We start from the raw sequence: 2,900 nt of genomic DNA, 5'->3' as shown, positions 1-2,900 counted from the left end.
ATCTTGCTCGGGAGGTACGCCACTTTCACGTCACCCCGCCGAGAGCCATCCACAGGTTCTGATCATTGCTCGGAGTCATCCAGTTGCCTCCGATCTCGAGCTCCCGCAAGTGGGTCAACCACGCAAGCGGTGAGGGTCATCAATCCTCCGAAATCCCTCGAGCGCCAATACCTCCAGCTCCTGCAGCTTGGAGAGGGAGCCGAGCTCCGTGACCGCCGACGCGCCGCGCAGCTCCAGCGCGCGTAGATGTGTCAGGGGCTCCAGTGCAGACAGGTCGGAGTAGTCGCCCCACTTGACCGCGAGGCGCGACAGCTGCGGCTGGCCAACGAGCGCGGCGAAGAGCCGCTTTGGTGTCCGTGTTGTGAAGCGCAGGTCCCGCAGCGAGGTGGGATGAGCAAGAAGTTCGATCCACTCGTTCACGACTCGTCTGGCACGACTTGGCGTGTAGTCGGTGCCCAGTTGCGTGCAGGCCACAGCTACCGCCTCCTGCCCGTCATACTCGCGGGCCTCAACGAGGGTGGGAACGCTGCCTCGGCTCATGTAGCGAAGGATATTGCCCACGCAGACCAGGGACTCGGGGCAGGACAGTGCTCGCGGCGGCCCTTCTCACTCATCTCCCAGCAGGCCCAGGGCTGTTTACGAGCCACGGTACGCAGAGGGCGCCAGTGCTGGAGCGGCAGACTTTCAACCATGGGAGGTACGAATGCTTATAACATGTGCCATGGGTTCTCAAGGGCGAGGAAGACCGTCGGCACAAGTAGGCATCCCCAGGACATCTCGATCCGCCATCCGCAGATGTGCGGCTCTCGGTCTCGTGCTCTCGCTCGGCCTGGCCGGCTGCGACAACGCTGAGCCCGACCTGCCACGCGTCACGACCTCCACGGATGCGTCACCGTCGACAACAGCCGAGGTGACGGAGTCGCCGGATACGGCGCCGGCGACCTCGGCGGCGCCCACCACCTACACCCTCCCCGACCTGCCCGACTACGCGCTCGAGATCACCCCGGAGGACTCCTGGATCAGGACCGAACCTGCCCCCGGGACGTTGACCTTCACCGGGCAGCGCAACATCAAGGTCATCTCGATCCATGCCGTCGAGGAGCTCGCTGGCACCGCGCAGGAGGAGGTGCCCGAGGACGTGGCTGCCTTCCTCCAGGAGCAGCGGCCCGACATCGTGATCAGCGATCCCGTCTCCATCACCCAGTCCGGGCTCCCGGCCCAACGGTTCCGGATCACCATGGCCGAGGGCCAGGCACCAGCGGACCTCTGGACCGTGGTGGACGGGTCAGGGTACAAGCCTCTCGACACAGAGCCCATGGAGGTCGTCATGATCCGCTCCGACGCAGGGCTTCTCATGTTGTGGACGGAATGGTCTTCGCGGAACCAGGACGCCACACTGGCAGCGTTCGATCAGGCCCTGCAAAGGATCACGATCGGCTGACCTTCGAGGCGCTCGATCGCACGATCCTAGCCGTCCTCACCGCGGCAGACATGGACGCTCCGCGCCCGAGCCGCCGGCAGGTGGTGGCCTAGTAGAGGATGGGCGCTTATGACGTACGTACTCGGGCCCGACGGTCGGACAGTACGGGTCGGTGGGCAGCCGCGCGACGAGCTCATTCAAGGTCTTCGAGAAGCGGGTGTACGGCTGAACGTGCACGCCGAGACGCTCCTTGAGCACCCCGCGTTCGACTCTCCGGAAGAGCAGGACCTGCGTTTCGTCGAACGAGCCGTGTATGAACTCGGGCTCTCGACCGGCGGCACGCAGTCGCAGGTCTTTGATGCAGCCCGAATGCAGGGCCTCCACCTTTGCCCCGTGATCAGCGGCCCCTTCCTCCGCTTGGCCACGATGGACCAGCACAACGCGCCAGACTCCCTCTTGTCGGCTGGCAGGGCCCCGACCGGGTCCATCCACGTTGCGTCCGAACCCTTTAGCGACGATGAGGCTTACCCCAAGGGGTTCTACCTGCGTGTGGTGGACGACGAAGTCTGGCTGAGGGGATATCGCTGCGATGACACCTACAAATGGGGCCCGAAGCAGCGGCTGGCCCTGGTGCAGCCGTAGGCGCGACCCGCGGCATGAGCGAGCATGGCTGCTGTCGGCAGCAGAATGGGGTCATGACCATGACCTTGCTCGAGGGTGAACCCGCTGCGGGGCCTTGGCGGGCCCTCGACACTGCCGAGCTGGTCAATCACGTTTTACAGGTGGCCGGGCAGCCGCTGGGTCGGCCGCAGATCGTTGCCGTGGACGGCAGGGGAGCCTCAGGTAAGTCAACGCTGGCTGCTGAGCTGAAGCGGGCCGTCGCCCGTTCTGCGGTCGTCCACACGGATGACCTGGCCTGGCATGAGCCGTTCTTCGCCTGGGGGCATCTGCTGCGCGACGAGATCCTGGTGACACTGCACCGTGGGGAGGGTGTGCGGTTTCAGCCGCCGGCGTGGGGGCTGCATGGACGCGAAGGCGTGATCGAGGTTGCCGCGGAGGCGGACTTGGTCGTCATCGAGGGCGTCGGCGCAAGCCAACGCGAGTTCGAGCACTTCGTTGATGCCTCGATCTGGGTGCAGTCGGACTTTCAGGAGGCCGAGCGGCGGGGGATCGCTCGCGACATGGCCGAGGGTGTGAACGGTGATCGCGAGCAGACGATCGCGTTCTGGCACGAGTGGATGGCACATGAAGTGCGGTTTCTTGCCGAGCAACGTCCGTGGGAGCGGGCCTGCCTGGTGGTTGCCGGTTCCCCAACCATCGACCTCGATGAGGGGCAGTTCGCCGTAGCGCCTGCACCTTCGAACAACCCGTGGCTCTGATGGTAGGTGCCCCCGCATCTGCCAACGCGACATTTAGGTTGATTGGCATCCCTGCGGGGGTCTGATCTAGCGGCTGGGACACCCGGTGATCCCTTTCTACT

General features: G+C 65.0%; 4 protein-coding genes. 3 read left to right on the top strand and 1 reads right to left on the bottom strand.

The annotated features are described in order from the left end of the window. Positions 1–114: 114 nt before the first annotated feature. Entirely contained in the window at positions 115–540 is a 426-nt protein-coding gene (locus D4B81_RS17685; RefSeq protein WP_161965296.1) for a hypothetical protein, read from the bottom strand. Positions 541–814: 274 nt separating this feature from the next. Here D4B81_RS17685 and D4B81_RS17680 point away from each other — a divergent pair, with 274 nt between their 5' ends. The 3 genes from D4B81_RS17680 to D4B81_RS17670 all read left to right on the top strand — a co-directional run bounded on the left by D4B81_RS17680 (position 815) and on the right by D4B81_RS17670 (position 2,799). Continuing rightward, complete coding sequence (locus D4B81_RS17680; RefSeq protein WP_122263967.1) at positions 815–1,441, top strand: hypothetical protein; 627 nt, start codon at positions 815–817, stop codon at positions 1,439–1,441. Between the two features lie 108 nt (positions 1,442–1,549). Beyond that, entirely contained in the window at positions 1,550–2,062 is a 513-nt protein-coding gene (locus D4B81_RS17675; RefSeq protein ID WP_122263966.1) for a hypothetical protein, read from the top strand. Positions 2,063–2,115: 53 nt separating this feature from the next. After that, positions 2,116–2,799: a uridine kinase family protein gene (locus tag D4B81_RS17670; RefSeq protein ID WP_197971685.1), complete on the top strand. Its 684-nt coding sequence runs from the start codon at positions 2,116–2,118 to the stop codon at positions 2,797–2,799. Positions 2,800–2,900 lie beyond the last annotated feature (101 nt).

The sequence above is a fragment of the Ornithinimicrobium cerasi genome, from assembly GCF_003702705.1.
Classification (GTDB): Bacteria; Actinomycetota; Actinomycetes; order Actinomycetales; family Dermatophilaceae; genus Ornithinicoccus; species Ornithinicoccus cerasi.
This window is presented reverse-complemented; position numbering and strand designations above follow the sequence as displayed.